14 protein-coding genes and 1 pseudogene are annotated in these 19,883 nt (G+C 44.2%); 9 read left to right on the top strand and 6 right to left on the bottom strand.

The window, feature by feature from the left end; all coding sequences use genetic code 11:
• Positions 1-35 precede the first annotated feature (35 nt).
• Complete coding sequence (locus IM509_RS13620; RefSeq protein WP_072926773.1) at positions 36-3,140, top strand: efflux RND transporter permease subunit; 3,105 nt, start codon at positions 36-38, stop codon at positions 3,138-3,140.
• Positions 3,141-3,875: 735 nt separating this feature from the next.
• Here IM509_RS13620 and IM509_RS13615 read toward each other — a convergent pair.
• From IM509_RS13615 to IM509_RS13605, 3 genes are all read right to left on the bottom strand, one after another.
• A complete protein-coding gene (locus IM509_RS13615; RefSeq protein WP_185237782.1) occupies positions 3,876-6,245 on the bottom strand; it encodes an endonuclease MutS2 in 2,370 nt (789 codons plus the stop codon).
• Positions 6,246-6,420: 175 nt separating this feature from the next.
• Positions 6,421-6,822, bottom strand: coding sequence for a photosystem II protein Psb27 (psb27, locus tag IM509_RS13610; protein WP_043998990.1), 402 nt, complete (start codon positions 6,820-6,822; stop codon positions 6,421-6,423).
• Positions 6,823-7,200: 378 nt separating this feature from the next.
• Entirely contained in the window at positions 7,201-8,565 is a 1,365-nt protein-coding gene (locus IM509_RS13605; protein WP_072925883.1) for a sensor histidine kinase, read from the bottom strand.
• A 45-nt stretch (positions 8,566-8,610) separates the two neighbouring features.
• Between IM509_RS13605 and IM509_RS13600 the strand changes: the two genes are divergently transcribed.
• Positions 8,611-9,303, top strand: a complete 693-nt coding sequence (locus IM509_RS13600; protein WP_002758477.1) for a response regulator transcription factor — start codon at positions 8,611-8,613, stop codon at positions 9,301-9,303.
• A gap of 170 nt (positions 9,304-9,473) precedes the next feature.
• Positions 9,474-9,776: a hypothetical protein gene (locus IM509_RS13595; protein ID WP_052277104.1), complete on the top strand. Its 303-nt coding sequence runs from the start codon at positions 9,474-9,476 to the stop codon at positions 9,774-9,776.
• Between the two features lie 53 nt (positions 9,777-9,829).
• Here the strand turns inward: IM509_RS13595 and IM509_RS13590 are convergent, their stop codons facing one another.
• Positions 9,830-10,036 carry an ATP-binding protein gene (locus IM509_RS13590; RefSeq protein WP_052277103.1) on the bottom strand — a complete coding sequence of 69 codons (207 nt, stop codon included), beginning with the start codon at positions 10,034-10,036 and terminating at the stop codon, positions 9,830-9,832.
• Positions 10,037-10,057: 21 nt separating this feature from the next.
• On the opposite strand from IM509_RS13590, the pseudogene IM509_RS13585 reads away from it, so the two are divergent.
• Positions 10,058-10,423: pseudogene (locus IM509_RS13585) on the top strand (Uma2 family endonuclease); the annotation flags it as partial.
• A gap of 387 nt (positions 10,424-10,810) precedes the next feature.
• Here IM509_RS13585 and IM509_RS13580 read toward each other — a convergent pair.
• Positions 10,811-11,470 (bottom strand): SDR family oxidoreductase, encoded by a 660-nt coding sequence (locus IM509_RS13580; protein WP_185237784.1) that lies wholly within the window; start codon positions 11,468-11,470, stop codon positions 10,811-10,813.
• 124 nt (positions 11,471-11,594) lie between these two features.
• Between IM509_RS13580 and IM509_RS13575 the strand changes: the two genes are divergently transcribed.
• From IM509_RS13575 to IM509_RS13565, 3 genes are all read left to right on the top strand, one after another.
• Positions 11,595-12,299: a DUF1997 domain-containing protein gene (locus IM509_RS13575; protein WP_185237785.1), complete on the top strand. Its 705-nt coding sequence runs from the start codon at positions 11,595-11,597 to the stop codon at positions 12,297-12,299.
• Positions 12,300-12,451: 152 nt separating this feature from the next.
• On the top strand, positions 12,452-14,245 hold the full coding sequence (gene typA / locus IM509_RS13570) for a translational GTPase TypA (RefSeq protein WP_002796752.1): 1,794 nt from the start codon (positions 12,452-12,454) through the stop codon (positions 14,243-14,245).
• A gap of 204 nt (positions 14,246-14,449) precedes the next feature.
• Positions 14,450-15,421 (top strand): ribose-phosphate pyrophosphokinase, encoded by a 972-nt coding sequence (locus tag IM509_RS13565; RefSeq protein ID WP_052277099.1) that lies wholly within the window; start codon positions 14,450-14,452, stop codon positions 15,419-15,421.
• A 53-nt stretch (positions 15,422-15,474) separates the two neighbouring features.
• Here IM509_RS13565 and lepB read toward each other — a convergent pair whose 3' ends face one another.
• Positions 15,475-16,077 (bottom strand): signal peptidase I, encoded by a 603-nt coding sequence (lepB, locus tag IM509_RS13560; RefSeq protein WP_052277098.1) that lies wholly within the window; start codon positions 16,075-16,077, stop codon positions 15,475-15,477.
• A gap of 368 nt (positions 16,078-16,445) precedes the next feature.
• Here lepB and IM509_RS13555 point away from each other — a divergent pair, with 368 nt between their 5' ends.
• Complete coding sequence (locus IM509_RS13555) at positions 16,446-18,617, top strand: EF-hand domain-containing protein (RefSeq protein WP_185237786.1); 2,172 nt, start codon at positions 16,446-16,448, stop codon at positions 18,615-18,617.
• A gap of 672 nt (positions 18,618-19,289) precedes the next feature.
• Positions 19,290-19,883: RNA-guided endonuclease InsQ/TnpB family protein (locus tag IM509_RS13545; protein WP_287717033.1), on the top strand; the 594-nt coding region annotated here is incomplete at its 3' end.

Raw genomic sequence — 19,883 nt, 5'->3', positions numbered from 1 at the left:
TACTGTTCACTGTTTACTCTCCCCCATAGATAATCATGTCAGAAAACATCTCCCTAAGCGGTCTATCAATTCGTCGTCACATAGGAGTATTGATGTTAACTATAGCAGTTATCATCATCGGTCTTTTTTTTCTAAATCGTTTACAAGTAGATTTGCTTCCTTCTATCACTTATCCTCGCATTAGTTTAAGGATGAATGTCCCGGGGGTTTCCCCGGAAGTTATTCTCGAAGAAGTAACTAAACCCCTAGAAGAAGGAATGAGTGCTACCGAGGGAGTAGTGCAAGTTTATTCAGAAACTCGCGAGGGAAGGATGCGAGTAGATTTATTTTTTCAACCGGGGGGAGATTTAAACGTTGCTTTAAATGAAGCTACCGAAAGTTTTAATCGTGTCCGACAAAATTTACCCGATATTATTGAGGAACCGCGCTTAAACAAATTTGAACCCTCTCGTTTACCCGTCTATGAATTTGCTCTCGTTTCTGATACCCTACCCCTAAAAGACTTAAGATTATTTGCTGATGAAGAATTAGGGAGAGAATTAGGGTTTGTGGGAGGAGTTGCAGTGGTGGACGTGATTGGGGGAGTTAGAGAAGAAATTCAAGTTAATATTGACCTGCAGCGATTACAATCTTTAGGAGTGGGATTAAATCAGGTTTTAGACACCCTAAAAAGACGCAATCAGGACATCTCTGGGGGCCGACTAGAGGGAGAAACCGGGGAACCTTTAACCCGTGCGGTGGGGAAATTTAAAAACGTAGCGGATATCCAAGATTTAGCACTGACCGATAGTAATAATCCCGAAGAAAAAATCTATCTGCGGGATGTGGCCAGAGTTATCGATGGGACAGAAGAACAAAGAATTTTTGTCACCCTAAATGGAAAAAATGCCGTCAGGGTTAGCGTCCAAAAACAACCGAATGCGAACACGATTGCTGTGGTAGAAGGGGTCAAAAAACGCATTGCCGAATTAAAAAAATCCGGGTTAATGACCGGGGGGATGCAAGTCGTCCCCACTACCGATGAGTCTGTATTTATCCAAAATGCGGTTAATAACGTGGTTTCGTCGGGACTAGCGGGGACAATTCTAGCAGGATTGACTGTATTCGTCTTTCTCGGTTCCCTGCGACAGACTTTTATCATTACCCTAGCGATTCCTCTTTCTACCCTCGTCGCAATTATCTGTATGAAGTTATTCGGGTTATCGATAAATGTGTTTAGTTTGGGAGGATTGGCCCTAGGGGTGGGTATCGTGGTGGATAATTCCATTGTCATGCTGGAAAATATTGCCCTCAAAGTTAATCAAAACCAAAATAAGCGAGATTTTTTAGAAATTGCCCGGAATAGCAGCCAAGAGGTAGAATCTGCTTTATTGGCCTCCACTGCGACTAATCTCGTCTCTATACTGCCATTTTTATTACTGGGTGGTTTTATTTCCCTGCTGTTTAACGAGATTATCCTCACTATCAGTTTTGCTGTGGCTGCTTCTCTGCTGTGTGCGTTAACCGTTGTTCCCATGTTAGCCAGTCGTTTGTTAAATATGCGGGTTTCTAGTGGTATTCAGCGATTTTGGCTCTTAAAAGTCTTTAGTCAACGTCTAGAAGGTTTAACCATCCTCTACGGTCGTTGTTTAGCTAAAATCATCCGCTACAGAATACCTGTTATCCTACTGGCCTTTTTAATTTTAGGGGGAAGTAGTTTTTATCTCTGGCAATATATCCCCCAAGAAGTCTTTAGTCGTATTCAAACCGGACAGGTGAACGTTTTTGCTCAATTTCCCCCGGGTACCAATTTAAATGCTAACCGTCAGGTGATGCGGGAAGTAGAAAAGATTTTATTATCACAACCAGAGACTAAGTACGTTTTTACTACCAGTGGCGGTTCTCTTTTTGGCACAACTACCAATGAAAATATTTTGCGTGCTTCTAGTACGATTAATCTCAAACAAGGCACTAATACAGAAGCATATATCGAACGCATGAGCAAAGCACTAGAGCAATTAAACCTCGTTAACGTGCGTTTGCGTCTCACTCCCGGTCAAGTGCGCGGTATTATTCTTAATAACTCTCCCTCCGTTGGTGCCGATGTGGATGTGATGTTACAGGGACGCGATGGGAAAACTTTAGAGCAAGCTGGTGAAGAAATCCTCAGTATTCTCGATGAAAAAGTCCCTAGTGCCCGTTTTCGTCCCGATGCTGACCCCAGACAACCGGAAATCCAGATTAAACCCGATTGGACCCGCTTAAATAGTTTGGGATTGAGTACCTTGGAAGTGGGACAAACGCTACGGACCGCTATTCAAGGATCGATCCCCACCCAACTGCAACGGGGAGAAAGATTAATCGATATCCGGGTGCAATTAGACCCCGACTCGCGGCAAAAAATTAGTGACATCTCACAAATACCTATTTTTGTCAATAGACAAGAAGACTTAAAATTAGCAGATATCGCCAGGATTGAAGGGGGAAAAACCCCAGCAGTCATCCAGAGAATTAATCAGCGTCAAGTTTTTATTATTATCGGCAGTTTAGTCGAGGGTGCGAAATTAAGTGACGCACTCGCGGGAGTACAATCGGTTTTAAATTCCACTCCCTTACCCGATGGTATCAGCATTTTACCCAGTGCTGCTGCCATGTCTAATCAAGAAATTCAGGGTTCTTTGGGTTTATTAGCGGGTTTATCGGTATTTTTAGTCTTTGTGGTCATGGCCGTCCAGTATAACTCACTCATAGACCCTTTGGTGATTATGTTAACCGTTCCTTTGGCCCTAGCGGGGGGAATTTTTGGACTATATTTGACCAAAACCCCGATTAATGCCATTGTCATCGTCGGGGTGGTGTTATTGGTGGGCATTGTGGTTAATAACGGGATTATTATGGTGGAATTGGCCAATCAATTGCGGCAAGAATTCGGTTTTACTCGACTACAAGCCATTTTAAAGGCCGCTCCCCAACGTTTACGACCGATTTTGATGACCACCGTGACCACGGTTTTAGGTTTATTTCCCCTCGCTTTAGGATTGGGAGAGGGGGGAGAATTCCTGCAACCTTTAGGAATTGTCGTTTTTTCGGGTTTGTCTTTAGCAACTCTGTTAACTCTGTTTATTATTCCCTGTTTTTACGTTTTATTCTCTAGAAAGTAATCTTCTTGCACAGTGGGAAGTGGGGAAGTGGGGAAGTGGGGAAGTGGGGAAGTGGGGAAGTGGGGAGGTGGGGAGGTGGGGAAGTGGGGAGGTGGGGAAGTGGGGAAGTGGGGAGGTGGGGAAGTGGGGAAGTGGGGAAGTGGGGGAATTTCAACTAAAACCCTAACACCCCAAAACCCCAAAACCCTATCACCCTATCTCCCGACTCCTGACTTCTAACCCAATGTTGGTCAAAGATAAGCAAAAATTATCTACTGACTCCAAAAACTTGAGAATATTTAAATTAACATTCCGTAATATTTATAAATTCTTAAGAATTAATTGAGAAAGATTTTTATTTAACAACGATGTTCCAATGGTAACAGCGATTTGATAGAATTTCATAATGGGTTATCTTGTGCTTTTTTGGGCAGCAACGGTTGAAACCCTTGCCACACCTAGAAGTTGATCCTAATTAAGACGGGTAAATGAGTCAATTTCACCCATAACGATGATCTTGTTTTTGTGTAGTTTTATTGCAAAAAAAAAGTTTTTTTGACAAAAAGCACAAAGTATGATAGTAACCCAACGTATTTCTGGCTGCCAGTAGTTATTGCAGAGTGGGAGTTGGGGAGTATTTTCAGTGATCAGTAAACAGTGAACTGATAACTCACATCTGATAACTGATAACTGATAACTGATAACTGATAACTGATAACTGACTTCTAACCCGACAAAAAACCTATTCAGCAGACCCTAAGTTAAATAAGCGATAGTTACCCCCGAACCGCCCTCATTTTGGGGTGCTAATTGAAAGCGTTTTACCTGGGGATGACGGGATAGGAAATCGTGAACACCTTGACGCAATTTCCCCGTACCTTTACCGTGAATAATCCATAATATACCCGATGGGGTGGCTCTGACGATCGCCTGTTCGATATCCGTTTCTGACTCTGCCACCCTGGAACCGCGAATATCGACAGTATTATTAGCAGTACGAATTAAAGGGGTCTCCTGGGGTTTTGTGGGAGTTTGGGGCAAATTTTTGGCAGTTTTTGGCGCAGTTTCCACTTTTTGACCATCCAAAGACTCAATCTGATCTAAGGGTAGGGTCATCTTCATCATCCCGAAACGCAGGGAAATCTCCTCTGATTCTGGTGAAATTGCTAAAACTTCGGCAGTTTGTCCCAAATTGGGCAAGCGTACCCTTTCCCCCACTTGCGGACGATAATTAACCTTAGTTTTTTCCGTTTTTGGTAATAACCTTTCTGCGATCGCAGTTAACTCCTCTGTGGCTTTTTGGGCATCTTTACCGGTTTTTGTTCCCGCTTGCAATCGGCGAATAACGTCATTAATCTCTGCTTTTGCCGATAGTAAAGCCTTTTGTATCTCCTGCTCCTGATAACGCTTTAATTCTCGCTCTCTCTCCTGTAGAGAATTGGCCCGCGTGGAAACTTCTGTATAAAATTTCTCCGTTTGTTGCAGTAATTGACTAGCTTCCTTAGCTTTTGACTCCTGTTCTCGTCTTTGCGCTTCCAAACCAGCAATTACTTGATTTATCTCCTCCGATAACCCCCCCAGATGATTTCTCGCTTCGGCCACAATTTCGGGACTTAATCCCAAACGCTGGGCAATAGTTAAAGCATTAGAACGCCCCGGAATGCCCCATAATAGTCGATAAGTGGGGGAAAGAGTGCGATCATCAAACTCTACCGAGGCATTTTCAAAGCGAGAATCTCGATACTTTAACGCTTTTAATTCCCCGTAGTGAGTGGTAGCCACCGTCAGTAAACTATGATCGGCGAGGTATTGTAAAATAGCGATCGCTAAAGGACTTCCCTCGGCCGGATCCGTACCTGCTCCCACCTCATCGAGTAAAACCAAGCAACGAGAATTTAAAGCCGCTAAAATGCGAACAATCCGGCGAATATGACCCGAAAAAGTCGATAAACTCTGTTGTAAAGACTGTTCATCCCCGATATCGGCTAAAACGTGATCGAACCAGGGTATCTCTACCGGTTCCCGCGCTGGAATAAACAAGCCCGCTTTCGCCATTAAAGCCGCTAATCCGAGGGTTTTTAAAGTAACGGTTTTTCCGCCGGTATTTGGTCCGGTGATGGCAACAACGCGAATTTCTGGGCTAATCTGCACATTTATCGGTACCACCTCCCCCCCCTGTTCGTGGTGTTTTTGCCACCAGAGCAAAGGATGACGCAAATTCCGTAAAGTAATCGTTTCCGAACCATCGATAAAGTGGGGGGGATTACCCTCTAACCATAAACTGTAACGGGCCCTAGCGGTGGCCAGATCGAGCCTAGTAGCGATCGCTAGTAAATATTCTAAGTCGTCAAAGGCTTCGGCGATTGTATTACTTAACTGCCGCAGGATTTTTTCTTCTTCGATTTGTTCCTGACGACGATATTGCCGCAGTTGATTGCCTTGGTCAACGATAGAGTGAGGTTCAATGTAAAAAGTCGCCCCTGTGCTGGAAGTATCGTGAATTATCCCCGGTATTTGCTCTTTTTGCGCTGCTTTGACGGGAATCACCCAGCGGTCGCTTCTTTGGGTAATGACCGCTTCTTGGATAGCACCGCCCTGTTTTTGCATGATATCCTGCAATTTGCGGTAAATTCGCTCTTTAATCACCTTCATTTGTCCCCGAATTTCCCGTAATTGGGGACTAGCGCGATCGGATATCCGGCCATCTTCATCGATACAACGGTGTATTTCCTGTTCTATCTCTGGATAGGTGCGAATTTCGGCTACTAACTCTTTTAAAACTGGTATATCTTCCTGTTCGTCAATTAAACGCCGTAAACGTCGCACTCCGGCCAAAGTCGTGGCAATATTTAAAAGTTCCTGTCCCGATAATAACCCCCCCAGATGCGCCCTTTCTAGGGCATCACCGATGTCGGTAATCCCATCAAAGGAAAGACGACTATCTAATTTTTGTTCTAAGCTATAAACTTCTTTGGTTTGGCAGAGTAGGTTTAAACTTTCCTCTTTGCTTTCTGGTAACGGCAATTGACGAATCGCGATCGCACCGAGTTTAGTCGCTGCAAAAGTAGCTAGGTGTTGACATAGCCGCGGCCATTCCAATAATTCTAGGGTTTCGTCTTGAATCAATTTTGTAGTTTTTTATAATACGCTTTGTATTTCTAGTCTAACCAGATTTGGTCTGATTTTTACAGGAGTGGGGTGTGGGGTGTGGGGTGTGGGGTGTGGGGAGATGGGGGGATTTCAACTAATACCCCAAAACCCTAACCCCCTAAAACCCTAACACCCAACCCCTAATCTGTATCTAAATTCCTTTCTGGAGAGAGAATTGCACCTGTTTAAATTCTTGTTTTAAACGTTGTTTGAGTTTGTCGGGGATGGGACGGGAACCGTAGGCGGTATAATAACCAGCTAGAGAGTTTAAGGCTGTTTGCATAGTAGTGAAAGAACGCAAACCCCCGGATTTTTTATCTCGTCGGTAGAGGGAGATGTAATCGTTGATTTGTTCCTTTGCTTGCGACTCAACTGCCGCTTTATTCGGGTCATCTTTGACTAAATCAAGGGCTGTGGTTAAAGTTTCAATCACCGTCAGGGTATCCTGTCCATAATTGCCGGTTAACCGCGAACTACTAGAACAACCCATCAATCCGATGACCAGGACGAGAACCAAAGCTAATAAGCGAGAAATGTAAGGTTTTAGAGACATATTTTCAACACCATAAGTTAATCCCAAGTCACCTTATCCTATCAGGAAACCGTGACCAGTTCCCCAGGAGAGTTAACTGGCTGCAAAAATCAGGGGTCAACTGGGGGTAAATAGCCAAAATATAGGCTTTTTGGGCGGTAAAAGCCCTATTTTTGCCTAAAATTTCGATTAGTCAGGGGTCAACTGGGGGTAAATAGCCAAAATATAGGCTTTTTGGGCGGTAAAAGCCCTATTTTTGCCTAAAATTTCGATGCCATCAACCCGGAGTGAGTTGATTCTGGACTAATTCCAGCTGCGATAAAAATTCTTCGTTGCTTTCGTCCGGTTTCGAAAGAAAGAAAGTTACATTTTGTCATCTTTAGACCGCTCAAGCTGGAACTAGGGTGAAATGGGCAGTTTGACGGTAAAGCTTGTTCCCTTATCCACTTGGCTATCTAGGGCGATTTCGCCGCGGTGGAGTTCGACGCATTTTTTAACCACTGCTAACCCCAATCCCGTGCCGATAATATTTTCCACATTCTGACCCCGATAAAAGGGTTCATAGATCTTACCTCTATCTTCCTCGGCAATGCCGATCCCGTGATCCCGGACTTGAAAAACAATGCGATCGCTATCTTTCCACAAAATCAAACTAATCCCTGCTCCCGTGGGGGAATATTTAATCGCATTTAAGAGTAAATTACTTAAAATCGAGTAGAGCAGTTTCTCATCTAGATAGGGACGAATCATCAATCCCTGACTGACAAATTTAATCGGTGTATTATTTTTATTTATAAATTGAAAATCCTCGACTAAATTTAAACAAAAAGCTTCAATATCGAGCGGCTCTAGTTGACATCTTAGATTCCCAGATTCTGCCCTTGTTAAAATCAAAATATCTGTCAAGAATTGATTCATTAGCTTGACAGAAGACTGGATTCTATATAAGTTTTTTCTGCTCGACTGATCTGCATCTTTTAAGCCATTTTCTAATAACTGCGAAGCGGAAAGAATCACGGTTAAAGGGGTTCGGAACTCATGGGATATCATGGAAAAAAGCTGAATTTTTAGATCGGAAATTTCTTTTTCTTGTAGTAATAATTGGTGAATTTTCTCACTTTTTTGTCGCCGTTTCTCTTGCCAAAAAACTAAGAAATAAACTCCGCAAATAATCCCAAAGCTAGTAAAAGTTCCCAGTAAACCCAACAGAGAATTTTCGCGAATACTATCCCTAGAACTAGCGATGCTACTTCTTAAATTCCTTTTCTGACTAGCTTGTAAATAGGTAAGAAGATTTTGAAACTTATCCCGGATATCGACACTTTTAACCGTGATTGCATCTTGAGAAATATCATCAGATTGATCAGATTTATAGGTAGCGATCGATTGATTAAATAGAGCAATTCGCCGATACATTAAATCCCCGATCTGAGTCACCATTTCGCGCTCAAAATCCGTGCCGTTTTCTAATTGTTTAGCCAAGAGTTGCCAGTTAGATTGCATCAAAGCGATCGCCCGACGATGACGGCCCAATTCACTAGGGCTGCCAGTTTTGATATAACCCCGTCTTCCCGATTCGGCCACCGCCATGTTAGCGTAAAGATTAGCGAGATTATCGATAATCTCGTAGGTAACTTCCACCTCAGCAGCGCGCTGACGCAGGGCGAGGGTATTGCGATAGGAAACTAGGCTAATAGTTCCCATCAGTAAGACAGTTAGCCCGAAACCTCCCGCGATCCATTTTCCTTGTTTGAGCCAATTCATCAGGAGTTAACCGACGCTATTTCCAGCTTACTCCATCTCTAGACCATGCGAATTTTAGTAGTAGAAGATGATATGCAACTAGCCGAGATTTTGCGAGAGGCCTTGAGCGAGCGACAATACGTTGTCGATGTGGCTAGAGACGGAGAAGAAGGCTGGAATTGGCTAGAATTAGGCAAATATGATCTTTTAGTTCTCGATGTCACCCTGCCAAAATTGAGCGGAACTTTGCTCTGTCAACGTCTGCGACGAGCGGAATCCCATCATCCCGTCTCTGCTAATGCCACCGTTCCCGTCCTATTATTAACCGCAAGGGATACGGTAATCGATAAAATCGACGGATTAGACGCAGGGGCCGATGATTATGTCACTAAACCCTTCGATTTGGGCGAATTAATGGCGCGGATTCGGGCCTTGATCCGACGTGGCAGCAGTACCAGCAGTGTTTTATTATCTTGGGGGGGTTTGCAGTTAAATCCCAGTACCCACGAGGCCAGTTATAACGGTCAACTTCTTTCCCTCACCCCCAAGGAATTCGCTCTCTTAGAATTACTTGTTACCCATGGGCGCCGGGTCTTAAGTCGATCGGGTATTATTGAGCGAGTTTGGTCTTTGGACGATTCTCCAGCCGAGGAAACCGTTACTTCCCATATTCGCGGTCTTCGTCACAAGCTAAAATCCCTCGGCGCGCCGGAAGACTTTATTGAAACCGTTCACGGTCTTGGTTATCGTTTAAAGTAATATCTGCCTTGGGACAGTGGACAAAATCATTTCTGCACGAAATCTGCACGAAGTTTGCAGAGGGTTTCCATAATCACCCGTTAAATTAGAGAGTTAGACAGGTGCAGGGCTTCTAGACAATCAGAGCGGTCAAACCTGTGACTCTCCTCTCCTAAACGGGGCTGCTTGACATGATTTACACGCGATTTGACTATCACGGTTGGCAGATTGAATTGATCCTAGAAATGCAGGGTTATTCTTTTCAATGTTGGCGAGTGGATGGCAGCGAAGGAATTAGCGATTGCCTAGTTTATGCCACCTCTGAACAAGCTTTAGCGGCTGCCCGACACCGGGCTGATCTAGAGTCCGCTTGTCTTGCTCTACTGCGATTTCTCAATGATATCGGCGGCCGGAATTATTACCTCACCCGCGATGATCGCGATGCTCTTAGCCAGTCAATTTTAGAATACGCCCGTCTGGGTGGTGTTTCCTAATTTCTTCCCCGGAAGTTTTCCCCCCATTGAGAATCATTCTCGCTCCGATTTATTTATTTTCCGGTCACTTTCGGTAATAGAATCGTGACAGTGATTCCATTACAGGAGATACTAGCAATTTCGATCGAGCTACCGTGTAGTTCCACGCATTTCTGCACCACCACCAAACCCAACCCTGTCCCAGCGATGTGACGGACATTTTTATATAACTGTTTTTGATCTTCTCTGCTTGGATAAATTGCGATAAAATTAACGATCATAACGATCAATAAAAAAATTTTATGGTTGTCACTGTTAATAATTCCCTGACCCTAAGGGAATTTCTACAATTACCAGAAACTAAACCCCCCAAGGAATTTATTGACGGTCAAATTATTCCTAAACCGATGCCCCAAGGTAAACATAGCACTATTCAAGGTGATTTAGTTCCAGCTATTAACGCCAGTCTAAAACCCCAACGAATTGCCCGTGCCTATCCTGAATTGCGTTGTAGTTTTGGCAGTCGTTCTCTAGTTCCTGATGTTTCAGTTTTTCTCTGGGAAAATATTCCCCGCGATGCCGAGGGAAAAGTATTAAATAATTTTGCGATCGCTCCTGAATGGTTGATTGAAATTCTCTCTCCCGATCAAAATCAGACTAAATCAGTTATCAGTTATCAGTTATCAGTTATCAGATGTAAGTTTTAAGTTAAAACTCTTCTAGAGTAGTTATGATATATTAGCAAAAAATAATCGACGCAAGCTTTGCCAAGTAAGGCTCACCAGAATTTAAAAAAGCAATTTTAATAAAAAAAGCTTTTTGCTTTGTTGGATTCCAGGCTATTTAAGGCTTTAGGCTCATTTAAACTACTAATTTGCTATAAGCAGTCTAGGAGAGCCTAAGTTAATTAATTAGGGAGGCACAATTATTTGTAGGATGGGTTAGCGGTAGCGTAACCCATGCGGGGGTTGGGTTTCATACTTCAACCCAACCTACGTTCATCTTATATTTAATTCCACCCACCTACTTACTGATCACTGATTACTGATTACTGTTTAGGTGACACTTTGAAACAATTGGGACCAATCGAGATTGGGAGCATCTGAGGGAGCAACAATTTCGAGAATTTTATTGTTAGCGGCGGGATAAAATAGGGATTCTACGCAAACGGAAGCCACTTTTGTGCGGGGAATATTGCCCTCAGAAAGGGTATCGGCGGATGACATTTTAATGGCATTAAGATTATCATCGTTTTTAAGGCCCCCGGGGCGCACAATCGTGTAGGTTAAGCCACTATTGATTAAATAGTCCTCCGCTTGTTTTTTCCAGAATAAAATTAACCAAAAGAGATTAAGGGGATGGAAAAAGTTCGATACACAGAGGGAAGTAACCAAAACAAAATGCTCAATTCCTTTCTTTTTAGCGGCATCGATGAGATTTTTAGTTCCCAAGTAGTCCACTAACAAAGGTTCCGTGGGATTAAAACTCGGTCTGGCTCCCGTGGCGCATAACAAAACGCTACAATCAGCGATGAGTGCCTCTAACTTATCGGCCTGTTGCACATCTCCGACGACGATTTCCACCCCTGCGGGCAAAATTTCCGCCGCTTTCTCGCGGTTTCTCACCAAAGCGCGCACGGGAATCTGACGTTCGACTAATTGGGCAACGATTCGCCGTCCCGTTTCCCCCGTGGCTCCTGCTACAAATGCTTTCATCGCTTCTTGACCTAATAGTTTTTAACAATACGTTACACTAATCTCAATTCTACAAATTTCCCTGATCCTTTGGCAGTTAATCCCCAACTGTTTCTAGTACTATCATTTGCCCAGTTTATAAGTCATGCAGCGTCCCCCCATTAACTCCCTAGCTCGCGAATCTGTAGAAGTCAAAGAAGACAATCAATTTCTCGGTTTTCAAACCCATTTTGCCGGATGTATGGATATGTATAGCAATCAGGAGACGGTTGCCGATTATCTGGGCGCTCACGAAGGTTGGTTTTGTCGTTGTGCCGAACCGATGAAAACTCTGCCCTTCGGTGACAATGGTTATATTATCACCATCGGTAAATATGGTGCTTTTGGCTATGAACTGGAGCCGAAAATCGCTGTGGTTCTAGAGCTGCCCGTCAATGGAGTCTATCATACTCGTAGTGTTCCCATTCCCGATCAACCGTTTTTGGGCTATCTAGTGGATTATCAGGCAATTATGAAACTAGAGGAAATGCCGCTATCTTCTCCTAGTCAGGAAATTGAGGCAATTTTTCGGCAACGAGGACGGGATATTCCGGCGGTTATCACCCAAGTCACCTGGGAACTGCGTATGGATGTTATGGTTAAGTTTCCCAAGTTTATTTATAAAATTCCCCGTCCCATTCTCCAAAAAACCGGTGATAAACTATTGACGCAAATTGTTCGCCAAGTTTCCCCCCGCTTAACCTACAAAGTTCAAGAGGATTTTCACTCTAGCTTCAATTTACCCCTACCCCCTGCCTCCAGTCGTCTTTTCTATCGTCTCGACTCCTGTGAGGGTGGGTTGCTTGCCTAGGGTTTGGGGAGTCTGTCAACAGTAATCAGTAGAGCTTGCTGATGGGAAAGCAAGGAAAAATAAAGATTTGCTAACGGTGCTGGTCAGTCTAAGCTAGAATTATTAAGAAATGTTTACTTGTAAAAATAAACCTAAGACTACTTCAATATTTTATGTCTCTGCCTATCCGTAACGTTGCTATCATTGCTCACGTTGACCACGGGAAAACCACCCTCGTCGATGCACTCCTCAAACAGTCGGGGATCTTTCGAGAAGGGGAAGATGTACCCACCTGCGTCATGGATTCCAATGACCTCGAAAGAGAACGCGGTATCACCATTCTGGCCAAAAACACCGCTGTTCGTTACCAAGACACCCTGATTAACATCGTCGATACTCCCGGTCACGCCGACTTTGGTGGCGAAGTGGAACGGGTTTTAGGTATGGTGGACGGTTGTATCCTGATTGTCGATGCTAACGAGGGGCCGATGCCCCAAACCCGTTTTGTGCTGAAAAAAGCCCTAGAAAAGGGATTAAGACCGATTGTCGTGGTCAATAAAATCGATCGCCCTAACGTCGATCCTAACCTAGCCGTGGACAAAGTTTTCGACCTGTTTGTGGAACTGGGCGCCGATGACGACCAATGTGATTTTACTACTCTGTTCGCTTCCGGGATGCAAGGATTCGCCAAAGAAAGCCTCGAAGACGAAGACAAAGATATGCAGCCCCTGTTTGAGGCGATTTTACACCACGTTCCACCACCGGCCGGGGACGTTAACAAACCCCTACAGTTGCAAGTAACCACCCTCGATTACTCGGAATACTTAGGACGCATCGTTATCGGCCGCATCCATAACGGCGTAATTAAAGCCGGTCAACAGGCAGCTTTAGTAAAGGATACGGGCGCGGTTGTCAAGGGTAAAATAACAAAACTTCTTGGTTTTGAGGGCCTCAAACGGGTGGAACTAAACGAGGCCAGCGCCGGTAATATCGTTGCTGTGGCCGGTTTTGCCGACGCTAACATCGGGGAAACGGTAACTTTAGCCGATGACCCGCAAGCTTTACCCCTAATTAAAGTCGATGAACCGACCCTACAAATGACCTTCTCGGTTAACGATTCTCCCTTTGCTGGTCAGGAAGGCACTTTTGTCACCTCGCGGCAAATTCGCGATCGTCTGATGCGAGAATTAGAAACTAACGTCGCTCTGCGGGTGGAAGAAAGTGATTCTGCCGAGAAATTCCTGGTTTCGGGCCGGGGAGAACTGCATTTAGGCATTCTCATCGAAACCATGCGTCGGGAAGGCTACGAATTCCAAGTATCCCAGCCGCAGGTTATCTATCGGGAAATTAACGGTCAACCCTGCGAACCCTACGAATACCTCGTTTTAGATGTACCCGAAGAAGCGGTGGGTTCCAGTATCGAACGTCTCGGCCAACGGAAAGGGGAAATGCAGGATATGCAGACGGGCAGCAATGGCCGTACTCAATTGGAATTCGTGATTCCGGCCCGAGGTTTAATCGGTTTCCGGGGCGAATTTATCCGTCTGAGTCGCGGTGAGGGGATTATGAACCATAGTTTTCTCGAATATCGTCCTTTCTCCGGGGAATTAGCCACCCGTTACAATGGCGTGATTACTGCCTTTGAGGAAGGAGTCGCCACTTTCTACGCCCTCAAAAACGCCGAGGACCGGGGGGTATTCTTTATTACTCCGGGGACAAAAGTGTATAAAAACATGATTATCGGCGAAAGCAACCGACCCCAGGACGTGGAGATCAATATCTGCAAAACTAAACAGTTAACTAACCATCGTTCCGCCACCGGGGATGAATTGGTTCAGTTACAATCCCCCGTGGATATGAGTCTCGAACGCGCCCTCGAATACATCGGACCAGATGAGTTGGTAGAAATTACCCCGAAATCGATCCGTCTGCGTAAATTACCGGTGAAAAAGTTAGCCAAACGTTAATCGGTTTTGACAAAATCTGGCGGCAATTTTGCCATGGCCGTTGCTGCCCCTTTTAGCAGCAATGGCTCGAAGATGATCGGTAATTGGTTATGATTGAGATCTAACAAAGAAATCCACTCAGATTTTCAACAAAACTGAGATGATAGAAAAAAGTGCCTTGAGTTTGAGGGTAAAGAATCTGCTGTGAGCTATTCTGCTACTTTGATGCGACATCCGATGTTTCCCGCCGCGTCGGACAGCAATCGTCTTCGTCTCTTTTCGGGATCCGCTAATGTACCTCTCGCCCAAGAGGTGGCCCGTTATCTGGGTATGGATGTGGGGCCGATGATTCGTAAACGTTTCGCCGATGGTGAATTGTACATCCAGATTCAGGAATCGATCCGCGGCTGTGATGTCTATTTAATTCAACCCTGTTGCAATCCCGTCAACGATCATTTGATGGAATTGTTGATCATGATTGATGCCTGTCGTCGTGCTTCTGCCCGACAAATTACCGCCGTAATTCCCTATTATGGTTATGCTCGCGCCGATCGCAAAACCGCTGGCCGGGAATCGATCGCCGCTAAACTGGTGGCTAATCTGATCACGGAAGCGGGGGCAAGTCGCGTGTTGGCCATGGATTTGCATTCGGCCCAAATTCAAGGTTATTTCGATATTCCCTTCGATCACGTTTATGGTTCCCCAGTGGTGGTGGACTATCTTCTCAGTAAAAAATTACCCGATATCGTCGTGGTTTCTCCCGATGTGGGTGGGGTGGCTAGGGCGCGGGCTTTTGCCAAAAAACTCAATGATGCGCCCCTAGCAATTATTGATAAACGCCGGCAAACCCATAATGTGGCGGAAGTGATGAACTTGATCGGCGATGTTAAGGATAAAACGGCGGTTTTAGTCGATGATATGATCGATACGGCCGGTACGATCGCTCAAGGGGCGCAGTTACTGAAAGCCAAGGGGGCGCGACAGGTTTATGCTTGTGCCACCCATCCGGTTTTTTCTGGCCCTGCGATCGAGCGTTTATCCAGTGGTATAGTCGAGGAAGTGATCGTTACTAACACGATTCCCGTCCCGCAAGAACATTTTTTCCCGCAACTGAAAGTCTTGCCGGTTGCTCCGATTCTGGGTGAGGCAATATGGCGCATCCATGAGGACAATTCCGTGAGTAATATGTTCAAATAGATGCTCGAATCCCCCTAGTTTTAGGGGGAATTTTTATATTGATTTTCTTGACGTTAATTCTGATTTGTGGCAGCGTCGGGGTTGTCAAGTCCTCCCAGACGATTGAAGGGCCAAAAACGCACCACGGCGCGACCGATTAAGTTTTCCCGAGGAACGAAGCCCCAAGCGTGGGAATCATAACTATTATTGCGATTATCGCCCAAAACCAAATATTGATCGGGGGGAACTGTCACCGGTCCGAAAGTATAATTAGGTTCTTCGGCGATATACTTTTCCGCTAAAACTTTACCGTTGACGTGAACTAGACCGTTTTTGACTTCCACCTTATCCCCCGGCAGTCCAATCACCCGTTTAATAAAAGCATCCTGAAAATTTTGAGCTTTCAGGGCGGCTGTCGGACTAAAAACCACGATATCACCCCGTTCTGGCTTATGAAAATGATAGCTAACTTTCTCGATAATTAGGCGATCGTTAATCTGGAGAGTGGGTTCCATGGAAGAAGAGGGAATATAACGGGCCTCGGCCACAAAAGTGCGGATGCCAAAGGCCAAAATTCCAGCCGTGACAATGGTTTTAACTGCTTCTAGCCAAGGATTTTCTTGGGGGACGGGAGGAGGAGAAGGTTTTTCGGATTTATGGTTCAAGCTTTCAGCCATAGAATTTTAACTTTTGAGAAGAATTAAGCTAATGCGCTCTTTAATGTTCTAGTTTAGTGATATTAACACCGTAGATATTATTTTAAGACAATCTCCCTACATCTACCAGATCACTGTTAATTTGTCAAGGCCGCATTCTGCTGCCGGAAGGGGAATTTCCTCGGGGGTAGAAAAAGGTAAGATTAGTCTATCAAAAAGAAGAGTTTTTCGCCGCTATTAAAGAAAAAACTTGAGAATTCGAGGATTAGACTGCTATCTCCCTTAAAAGTCTCTTCTCCGTCACTACTTGGACCTATGTTTGCACAAATTCCCGAACGATCGATTGGAAACTTGGATATTATTTTAGCAAAACGACTTGACTCAGATTTATGTTTGCACAAATTCCCGAACGCTCGATGCACTATCTGCGATGGGTTCTGACCATCGCTTGGTTAATTCTGATATTTTCTCTATTTTTTGACCCTATTTCGGCAAAATTAACCTATTCTAATAATCTTGCTAGTCCCCTGAGAGTTGCTCGCGATGTGTGCATTAAAGTCCAGGGAGTTTGCCTACCCCAATCCTCCTATCAGTTAGGTGCGCCGATTTTTTGGGGAATAGTGGTTCCTAGTGGCATTTTTATCTTATTAGTATTCGGTCACGAACTCTGGCGGCGTATTTGTCCTTTATCCTTTCTTTCTCAAATACCACGCGCCTTGGGTAAACAGCGTCAGAAAAAACAGACCGATAAATCGGGAAAAGTCCGATCTGAAATCTATAAAGTGCCGAAAAACTCGTGGTTAGCTCGGAATTATCTCTATCTACAATTCAGTCTGTTATTTTTGGGTTTATGCGGACGGATTCTTTTTTATAATTCCGATCGCTTAGTCTTGGGTAGCTTTTTAATCTTTACTATTCTAGTGGCGATCTTTGTGGGTTATTGGTATGGGGGCAAATCTTGGTGTAACTATTTCTGTCCCATGAGTCCAGTGGAAAGGATTTACGGTGAACCGAGGGGTTTACTAAATAGTACCGCTCACGAAGACAGTCGCGGTGGGATTACTCAATCTATGTGTCGTATTGTCCGGGAAGATGGTAGCGAACAAAGTGCCTGTGTTGCCTGTCAGAGTCCCTGTATCGATATCGATGCGGAAAGATCCTATTGGGATGGGATTACTAACAGAGATCGCCAATGGCTTTATTACGGTTATTTTGGCTTAGTTTTTGGCTATGCTATCTATTATTATCTCTATGCTGGCAATTGGGACTATTATTTCTCTGGAGCTTGGGCGCACGAAGAAAATCAACTAGAATCCCTCTTTCAACCGGGTTTTTATCTTGCTGGTCAGGCAATTGCGATTCCGAAGCTGGTAGCTGTTTCCTTAACTTTGGCAATCTGCACTTTTTTGGGTTACTTTCTCGGTAAAAAAGTTGAAAATGCCTATAAAGTCTATAGAATCCGCAAAAAGTCGCCCTTACCGACCGAAATTATCCGTCACCGCGTCTTTACTGTCGGAACTTTTCTGATTTTCAATTTCTTCTTTATTTTCGCTGGTCGTCCTTTTATTAATCTTTTGCCAAAATTTTGGTATTATTTCGCTGATATTTTACCGGCTGTTTTGAGTAGTTTATGGTTATATCGCACCTGGACAAGGGATCCCGACCGTTACCAACGAGAAGGACTAGCGGGAAGATTGCGTAAACAGTTGGGTAAACTGGGTCTCGATACTGCTAAATATCTCGATCGGCGATCGCTGGAAGCTTTGGATGCGGATGAGGTGTATGTGTTAGCCAAGATACTGCCGGATTTCACACACCAGAAGTGTTTAAAAGCCTATAAAGCCTTGTTAAAAGAGGCTTTGGAGGAGGGATATACTGACTTCGGCCACAGCCTCGAAATCCTAGAACAAATGCGCTTAGAGTTGACGATTACCGAGGCCGAACATCAGGCAATTCTAACGGAGTTGGGTGTGGAATCGGCCGAACTTCTCGATCCGGACAAGCAGTATAGTCGCGAGGATTGGTTGCGTTTGCAGAGTTACCGCGATGCTTTGTTGGAAAGTTTGTTGGTGACTTGGAAAAAAGACCCCGATCGCCAGGTGGGATCGGAATTGCTGGAAGTGTTAACCGGTAAGAGTTCCAGGGAGGCGATCGAGCATTTATTGACGGAATTGCCGGCCGCAGAAACGGAAACTGTCGAGTCTTTGCGTCGCCAGTACGGAGTTACTGGTCAGGAGGAGGAAACGATTCTCCATCGTCCTCTGGCCCGTCAATTATGGCGAAATATCGCCCGCGCTTTTCAGGTCTTTGATCGTCTATCTTTTAGTAGTGACAGCGATCGTGATCAACAGGAAAGAATTTTATTGGAAAGATTCCAGCTATTTGATAGTGATGGTTCGGGACAAATTAGCCTTGAGGAGTTAAAAGCTTATCTTCAGGCGATCGAACCAGGGGTGACAGACAAGGAAATCGAAGCTATGTTACAGCAGGCCGATACTGGTCGCGATCATCAGATTAGTTTTCAGGAATTTCGCGATCTACTGCACCAATTCCACAAATAAACTGTCTTCAGTTAAGGAGTCTTTATTTTCCCTGACTCCTTTAATTCTCTCAAAAAATAGCTGTTCGCAGGCAGGCACGGATTACCATTATACTAGAAAGTATAAGTCAAGTTGAGGGATTTTGTCAAGCTTTTTTAAGAAAAAATTTCGAGGTTTTGCTGAACTGTATGAGGGTAAATCCGATAGGGACTATAGAGAGGGAGATTTAATGGCAAAATGTAGTATATTTGTTTTTATTTCAGTTATGGTTTCTGGAAATCGCTGATTGTTAAAATTGATCTGCTCGGAATATAGATGATAGGCTGTATTGTAAAAGTTACCTAAAATGTCGGATGAATGCCCCCGCTAGATTTTTCGACAAGATAAGTAGTCGTGCAAAATTAATTTCCTAGTCGAGACAGGAGACAGGAGACTCCGAGACAGGAGACGGGAGACGGGAGAAGGGAGACAGCTATTAGGGATCGGATTTGAGTTTTCAGTTCACTGTTTCCTCACACCAGAAGTCTGACGGAGTAGTGGCTTAGATGTGTAATTAATTTTGCTTAGGTACTTACTCACCTTTGCGGGGGATGAAATCCGACCAGGATATTAACTGCGAAGCACGATTTTAATACTACCATCTGTGGGTAAACTGTGTTATAATTAAACTATCCAATGGTCGAGGATTAATCAATGCTAGTCGTAGAAGCCAAGTTAAAAAACGGGACACCAGAACAATACCAAAAACTTGATGAAGCTATTAGAACTTCTCAGTTTGTACGTAACTCTTGTGTTCGTTATTGGATGGATAATAAGGGGACAACCCGTAATGATCTTCAAAAGCTTTGTGCTGTACTAGCAGACAATAAAGAGACACCATGGGTAAATAAATTAAACTCTCAAGCTCGTCAATCGGCTGCTGATAGAGCCTGGCAATCAATTAGTCGATTTTATCATAATTGTCATGCCAAGATACCAGGTAAAAAGGGTTTTCCCCGATTTAAAAAGCATAGTCGTTCTGTTGAATACAAATTAACGGGCTACAAACTATCTGATGACCGACGTAAAATCAGATTTACCGATGGCTTTAAAGCAGGAGAATTTGATTTATGGTGTAGTCAAAAGACATTAGTTTATTATTCAGAACAACAGATTAAACGGGTAAGAGTTGTTAGACGTGCTGACGGTTATTATTGCCAGTTTTTGATTGACGTAGAACGGCAAGAATACCATAAACCAACGGGACAAATAACAGGAATTGACTTAGGGTTAAAGGAATTTTATACC

It is taken from the genome of Microcystis sp. M31BS1 (assembly GCF_020245285.1).
GTDB classification, from domain to species: domain Bacteria; phylum Cyanobacteriota; class Cyanobacteriia; order Cyanobacteriales; family Microcystaceae; genus Microcystis; species Microcystis panniformis.
Note: the sequence above shows the minus strand (reverse complement) of the source record. Positions and strands in the feature narration are given on the sequence as shown.

Coding starts and splice junctions, on each gene's coding strand:
- lepB (WP_052277098.1), bottom strand. CDS start 16,077: ATGGCTGAAAGCTTGAACCATAAATCCGAAAAACCTTCTCCTCCTCCC.
- IM509_RS13605 (WP_072925883.1), bottom strand. CDS start 8,565: ATGAATTGGCTCAAACAAGGAAAATGGATCGCGGGAGGTTTCGGGCTA.
- IM509_RS13620 (WP_072926773.1), top strand. CDS start 36: ATGTCAGAAAACATCTCCCTAAGCGGTCTATCAATTCGTCGTCACATA.
- IM509_RS13565 (WP_052277099.1), top strand. CDS start 14,450: ATGCGACATCCGATGTTTCCCGCCGCGTCGGACAGCAATCGTCTTCGT.
- IM509_RS13590 (WP_052277103.1), bottom strand. CDS start 10,036: ATGATCGTTAATTTTATCGCAATTTATCCAAGCAGAGAAGATCAAAAA.
- IM509_RS13580 (WP_185237784.1), bottom strand. CDS start 11,470: ATGAAAGCATTTGTAGCAGGAGCCACGGGGGAAACGGGACGGCGAATC.
- IM509_RS13575 (WP_185237785.1), top strand. CDS start 11,595: ATGCAGCGTCCCCCCATTAACTCCCTAGCTCGCGAATCTGTAGAAGTC.
- IM509_RS13555 (WP_185237786.1), top strand. CDS start 16,446: ATGTTTGCACAAATTCCCGAACGCTCGATGCACTATCTGCGATGGGTT.
- IM509_RS13595 (WP_052277104.1), top strand. CDS start 9,474: ATGATTTACACGCGATTTGACTATCACGGTTGGCAGATTGAATTGATC.
- IM509_RS13600 (WP_002758477.1), top strand. CDS start 8,611: ATGCGAATTTTAGTAGTAGAAGATGATATGCAACTAGCCGAGATTTTG.
- psb27 (WP_043998990.1), bottom strand. CDS start 6,822: ATGTCTCTAAAACCTTACATTTCTCGCTTATTAGCTTTGGTTCTCGTC.
- typA (WP_002796752.1), top strand. CDS start 12,452: ATGTCTCTGCCTATCCGTAACGTTGCTATCATTGCTCACGTTGACCAC.